General features: G+C 47.9%; 7 protein-coding genes. 2 read left to right on the top strand and 5 right to left on the bottom strand.

Features of this window, described 5'->3' with window-relative positions; genetic code table 11:
- Together C1T29_RS06980 and C1T29_RS06975 are read right to left on the bottom strand one after the other, a co-directional pair.
- The coding region (locus tag C1T29_RS06980; RefSeq protein ID WP_208945715.1) for a hypothetical protein at positions 1-428 on the bottom strand (428 nt) is incomplete at its 3' end.
- Between the two features lie 86 nt (positions 429-514).
- Entirely contained in the window at positions 515-1,249 is a 735-nt protein-coding gene (locus C1T29_RS06975) for a hypothetical protein (RefSeq protein ID WP_020450926.1), read from the bottom strand.
- Positions 1,250-1,480: 231 nt separating this feature from the next.
- On the opposite strand from C1T29_RS06975, the gene C1T29_RS06970 reads away from it, so the two are divergent.
- Positions 1,481-1,675, top strand: coding sequence for a YjzD family protein (locus tag C1T29_RS06970; RefSeq protein ID WP_009328851.1), 195 nt, complete (start codon positions 1,481-1,483; stop codon positions 1,673-1,675).
- Between the two features lie 63 nt (positions 1,676-1,738).
- Here C1T29_RS06970 and C1T29_RS06965 read toward each other — a convergent pair whose 3' ends face one another.
- Positions 1,739-1,918: a YjzC family protein gene (locus C1T29_RS06965; RefSeq protein WP_003180573.1), complete on the bottom strand. Its 180-nt coding sequence runs from the start codon at positions 1,916-1,918 to the stop codon at positions 1,739-1,741.
- Between the two features lie 181 nt (positions 1,919-2,099).
- Between C1T29_RS06965 and C1T29_RS06960 the strand changes: the two genes are divergently transcribed.
- Complete coding sequence (locus C1T29_RS06960) at positions 2,100-2,912, top strand: undecaprenyl-diphosphate phosphatase (protein WP_208945641.1); 813 nt, start codon at positions 2,100-2,102, stop codon at positions 2,910-2,912.
- A gap of 37 nt (positions 2,913-2,949) precedes the next feature.
- Here the strand turns inward: C1T29_RS06960 and argF are convergent, their stop codons facing one another.
- Positions 2,950-3,900 carry an ornithine carbamoyltransferase gene (gene argF, locus C1T29_RS06955; protein WP_103749045.1) on the bottom strand — a complete coding sequence of 317 codons (951 nt, stop codon included), beginning with the start codon at positions 3,898-3,900 and terminating at the stop codon, positions 2,950-2,952.
- The coding region (locus tag C1T29_RS06950) for a carbamoyl-phosphate synthase (glutamine-hydrolyzing) large subunit (protein ID WP_208945640.1) at positions 3,888-6,330 on the bottom strand (2,443 nt) is incomplete at its 5' end. The genes C1T29_RS06950 and argF, both read right to left, overlap by 13 nt.

The following is a 6,330-nucleotide window of genomic DNA, read 5'->3' as shown; positions in this document are numbered from 1 at the left end:
ACAAAAAGCGCTCCGTCCCTGTTTTGTTTATCCTCTGCCCTGACGTCCCACGGACCGAACAGATACGGAAGCACGATCAGTTCAACACCCTTTTCCTCCATGCCGGCGCGTAAATCCTCTTCGAATTGTTCCTGGTAGACAAACAGAATAACAGGCTTGTTTTCAACGCCTGCAGCCAGCGCTTCTTCCGGCACTGAGCCTGTGTATTGGATGAAGACTTGTTCGTACGGGGCTTCAAGCTCTTTTTCGATGAGACGGAAATGCTCGTTTCTTCCCAGCCACATCAGCCGCTCTTCGAGGTACATCAGCTTTTTTTCGTCGCTTGTCTGTTCCAGCTTTACATCTATGTCAACACCCTCTTCAAGTAGATGTTCACAAAATGAAAGGCCGAAGAACTCATCTGCTCCATATACAAGTGCCGGCTTCATTCGATGGACCACCTTTCGTTTCAGCTTTTTTAACCAAGCAAAAAACAGCCCTTTTCATCATTTTCGGGCTGCTATTATTCTATTCTCTATAAGACTTTTTCATGCGTTTTGAAAAAGTTCGCGATTGCTGAATGAATGCGCTGAGGATGTTCGGACAGGTGCAAGGTAAGCCCCACGCTGTGACGGCCTTTAAGCTGGCGCTCCTCAAACGTTTTGGCATGGATCATATACGGATACGGTGAGCCGTTCAGTCTTTGCCAAATATGAACGGGTACGAGATTGTGGTAAGGGGATATGCTTTTGAACGGATAATCGGCTGCCTTCCGCTCCGTAATTCCGTAGCTTTCGGCAATTTCTTTAATAAACTGTTTGTAGAAAAACTTGTTTTCTTTTTCTCGTTTATGATGAGCCTGAAGATCGAGGCAAGGATTAACCATCGCTGCAGAACGTATTTGGTTCGGGATCGAGCGAAGGAGCTCATCTGCAATGAGGGCCCCTGTGCCTTCCGCCAATAAATGAATTTTTTCATTTAAAATCTCTTGTTTGAACACGTAATGAATCAGCTGTTTGGCGTATGCAACCGCTTTTTCGGAGCCCCAGTGCCTGCCGAACAAATTGCTGTTTACCAGGGTATAGCCTTTGTTTCTCAGGCTCGTTAGAAGCTGATTTCTTCCGTAATGCTGAAGCCAGAAGCTCGAATCTTCCCCGACAAAATGGTTCCGGTCGCCGAAAATGAACACCAGAAAACCGTTCGGCTTGTACGGAAGATGAACCACGTTCCATTCTGAATCCATTTGAAAAAAACGTTCGGTTATTTTCATCACTTGCCTGCCTCCTTCCTGCCGTAATCTGCTCATTATTTTATGTCGTACGTGCAGCAAACGAATAAGGAAAAGTCCCAGTCTTCATGATGAAAAGTAAACTTTAATGAAATACCCTTTCTGATATTTCTGAAAACAGAGTTGAAAGCCCTGTCTTGTTCACTAAAATGTCTTTTCCAGCTGGCTATGTATATGGTATGATAAGTTTTAGAATTGAATGAGAAGGACGAGGTGGGAAACGTGCGATTTGTGGTCGCTTTTTTCTGGACATTTCTTTTGACGCAGATGGCCTGCTATATTGTCGGCGCCATGAACGGTGCTGGGTATGACCTTCAAACCAGTGTCATTATGGGCTTTATCATCACCGCAGCCGTTATTGTTCTTGGAGAAATTATGCCTGTTAAACAGGATGCAAGTCAACATTAAAACCCCGGCTTTTGAAAGCGGGGTTTTTTGCTTTAGATAGACAGCCGTCCGACGGCTGTTTTTTTAAGGCTTTCTTTTATATGTCCAGAGCCGGTTATGGTTGGAGGTTTCAGGGAAGAACTCGCCGGCGCTCAATTTGATTTGTTGAGGGTTCTGAACCATGCTTCCCGTTTCGCCGATCTCCACATACACTCCATTATTGGGCGCTTTTTGGCCCGGCCGGAATTGACGCTGCTGTCCCATTTGCTTCACTCCCTTTTATTATTAGATTGCCCCACTCTCCCAAAAAACATGTCGATTTTATCTTTACATCTGTTTGCTTTGTATAGTTTAATGAGAAAAGTGTTCCGAAAATTAAAACGAACCGCCCGTTCATTCCGTCTTTTAAAAGGGCGTCACAATTTGTGGGAAACGGAGGAGTATCATGGATTTTTTAATGTTGATCAAGTATATCCTTTTAGGGTTGCTTCAGGGATTCACAGAGCCGATTCCTGTTTCTTCAAGCGGCCACTTGGTGCTGGCACAGCACTTTTTAGGCTTGAACATTGAAGGCTTCAGTTTTGAGCTTTTGATGAATGCCGGTTCTTTAATTGCCGTATTGCTCGTTTATAAAAACGATATTTTCAGGCTGGCGGTAAACGGACTGTCTTATGTCACATCAAAAAATGAAAAAGGAAAAGCGGACTTCAGGTTTATCATCTATCTGATCATCGCCACGATTCCTGCCGGTGTCATCGGTGTTTTATTTGATGATGAGATTTCGGCTTTCTTTAAAGACGGCGTCCGGATCACCGCGGTTACTTTGCTGATCACGGGTCTGGCATTGTTTCTCATTCGCAATTTGCGCGGCCGCAAAAACGACGGCGAAATCAGACTGAGAGACGCCGTGATCATCGGCTTGTCGCAAATGGTTGCACTTGTTCCCGGCATCAGCCGTTCGGGAGCGACGATCGTCCCTGCGATGGCGCTCGGCCTCAAATCTGAAACCGCGCTCAGGTTTTCATTTTTACTGTACATACCGGTCAGTCTTGGCGGGACCATTTTACTCATTACCGATATTTTTCATGATCCGCGTTTAGGGGAGCTTTTCCTTCCTTATTTGTTTGCGTTCATTGCATCGATTATCGCTACATACTTTTCATTGCGCTGGTTCATGAATATTATGGCGAAAGGAAACTTGGTTTATTTCTCGATTTACTGCTTTGTCATCGGCATCGCCGTTTTGATATTCGCCTAAAAAAACAGCTGATCAATTGTGATCAGCTGTTTTTTATTTAAGATAACAATGCTTTTAATAAAGCTTTTTGGACGTGCAGGCGGTTTTCAGCCTGCTGGAATACCGCTGAATTCGGGCCGTCGATGATCTCTGCGGTGACCTCTTCTTCCCTGTGGGCAGGAAGGCAGTGCAGAAAGACGTAATCCGGTTTGGCATGGGAGACAAGCGCTCTGTTGACCTGGTAAGGAGCAAAGATATTCATCCGTTCTTCGGCTTCTTTCTCTTGGCCCATGCTTGTAAACACATCAGAATAGATGACATCCGCTTGTTGAACGGCTGACACGGGGTCATTTGTGATTGTGACGGCCGCTCCGGACTCTTCGGCGAATCCCTCGGCCAGTCTTACCACTTCCTGATTCGGCTCATACCCTTCAGGCGAAGCGACCGTAATGTCGCATCCCACTTTCGCACAGCCGATTAACAGCGAATGCGCGACATTGTTTCCGTCTCCAACATAAACGGCTTTCAGCCCTTTTAATGTTCCTTTCGTCTCTTGAATCGTCAAGAGGTCACTAAGCGCCTGACACGGATGGAAAAGATCGGTCAATCCGTTGATTACGGGAATCTCGGCGTGCTTGGCAAGCTCTTCGGCTTTTTCGTGTTCGAATGTGCGGATCATAATCGCGTCGACATAACCCGAAAGCACTTTCGCGGTATCTGCGATCGTTTCCCCTCTGCCCAGCTGGATGTCTTTACTGCTTAAAAACAGGGCGTTTCCGCCGAGCTGCGCCATTCCGGCTTCAAACGATACGCGCGTTCTCGTCGACGACTTTTCAAAGATCATCGCCAATGTTTTTCCTTTAAAGATGTCTTGAATTTTATTTTGCTTCATCGCTGCTGCCTCTTTCAGCAAATAAACGATCTCTTCTTTTGAAAAGTCTTTCAGGCTTAAAAAATCCTTACCCGTCAGATTGATTTCCCGGGTCGCCCCGATGTTTACAGTAGACATGTCTCCACTTCCTTTTTATATAAATCTTTAAGCGACACGGCTTTAGTCGTTCCATGCCCGCTCGTCAAAAATGCCCGCACCGTCTCTTCCTCTGTCATCACCGCCACACCGTGGGTGACGGCTTCCATTCGCTGCTTGCTCGCCTCTTTTGATTCGGCTAAATGGATGTGCAGCGCTTTGTCTTTCCGTTTGATCCAGCCTGGAAAATCGTCCGACTGTACGGTGAAACCCGCCTGTTCTGCGAGAGAACGAAGCTCGCCGGCCCCTTCCATGTAAATGCAGCCTTTCGTTTGCCAGATTCCCGCAAAGATTTTCTTCAGGGCGCTTTCCGGATTGAAGCCGACATACATGCCTTCTCCGGTCGATTTCATTTCCGGTCCAAGCTTCAAATCGACATCCTGGATAGCGTGCGATGAAAAGACCGGAAACTTCACGGCAACGCCGCGTGAGTTTTTGGCGGCGGGCTTCAACTCTTTGAGTGACGAACCGGCCAACAGCTGCGCCGCAAGCGGGATCATCGGAACCCCCATCACCTTGCTGACAACCGGAACCGTCCGGCTCGCCCTCGGATTGACTTCAAGGATGAGCAGTTCATCCGCGTCCGCTATAAATTGAATGTTCATAATACCTTTAAATCCGAGCTTGCGGACGATTTTTGCGGCAGCATCCCGCGCGGCGCTTTTCATCTCCGGAGTGACCGAAGGCCCCGGCAAAATCGCGTAGCTGTCACCTGAATGCACGCCCGCTTTTTCAATATGCTCGATATAAGTCGGGATGTAGAGATCGTCGCCATCGCTGACAAGGTCGATTTCAAACTCTTTTCCCGATACGTATTGATCGATCAGAATCGGGTAAGGCATTTGCGACGCTCCGCCCAGCAGCTCTCTGAGCTCTGCTTCGGAGTGAACGATCATCATGCCCATGCCGCCGATCACATATGACGGCCTGATCAGCACAGGATAGCCGATTTCGTTTGCTTTCTGCACCGCTTCCGCTTTTGATGAAGCCGTTTCTCCTTTAGCATGAGAAATGCCGAGCTCGTCAAGAAGCTGATAAAATTGATCACGGTCTTCAAGTATGTCAAGGGTTTCCGATGATGTCCCAAGCAGGGTGATGCCCGCTTTTTCAATCGCTTCAGCCACATTGATGGCGGATTGGCCGCCGAATTGAACAATCGCAAAATCGATATCTTCCGCTTCAGCGACATTGAGAATATGCTCGGGTGTAATCGGTTCAAAGTACAGGCGGTCTGCCATTTCATAATCCGTGCTGACGGTTTCCGGGTTGTTGTTCAGCATGATCGTTTCAAACCCGAGGTTTTTCAGCGTCATGACGCCGTGCACGGCGCTGTAGTCAAACTCGACTCCCTGGCCGATCCGTATCGGGCCGGAACCGATGATCAGGACGCGCTTTTTCGTTTTTTGAGAGATGTCTCCGTCGCTTTTCCCAAAATACGTCGAGTAAAAATAGTTTGTCTTCGCATCAAATTCAGCTGCGCATGTATCGACGATTTTAAAGGATGCGGCAATGCCCATTTTCTTGCGGAACGCGCGCACTTCTTCTTCCGTCTTTCCGGTGAGGGAAGCGATCGTAAAGTCGGTAAATCCCTTTTCTTTTACCTTTTTCAAAAGGCTGACGGACAGCGCGTCTCCCTGTTCCATCAACATGTTTTCCAGTTGAATGATATTAGAAAACACATGAAGGAAATAGTTATCGATTTTCGTTTTCTCGTGTATCTCGCTGATGGAAGCCCCCCTGCTCAGCAGCTCCATGACCGCAAAGAAACGGCGGTCATCAGGAGTCTCAAGCAGCTTCCACAACACTTCTGAAGATGCGCCGCCAAGTTCGGGCAAATGGGTTCCTGACGTTTTCAGCTCAAGGGATGCGACCGCTTTTTGCAGGGCCGCTTCAAGATTGCGGTCAATCGCCATGACTTCTCCCGTCGCTTTCATTTTCGTGCCGAGCTTACGGTCGGCTTGTTTGAATTTGTCGAACGGCCAGCGCGGAAATTTGACGACGACATAGTCAAGAGCAGGCTCGAAGCTGGCGTATGTCGAATCTGTGAGGGGATTTTTCAGCTCGGCAAGCGTGTAGCCGACAGCCAGTTTAGCCGCCATTTTTGCGATCGGATAGCCGGTCGCTTTTGAGGCGAGTGCCGATGAACGGCTTACTCTCGGATTCACCTCGATGACATAATAATTTTTGCTTTCCGGGTCCAGGGCGAATTGAATGTTGCAGCCGCCGACGACATCGAGCGCGGAAATGATCTTTAAGCTGGCAGAACGAAGCATTTGATAATCCGCATCCGTTAATGTCTGCGACGGGGCGACAACGATCGAATCCCCCGTATGGACGCCGACCGGATCGATGTTTTCCATATTGCAGACGGTAATGCATGTATTGTTTCTGTCACGCATGACTTCGTATTCG

Source organism: Bacillus sp. MBGLi79 (assembly GCF_002953915.1).
Note: the sequence above shows the minus strand (reverse complement) of the source record. Positions and strands in the feature narration are given on the sequence as shown.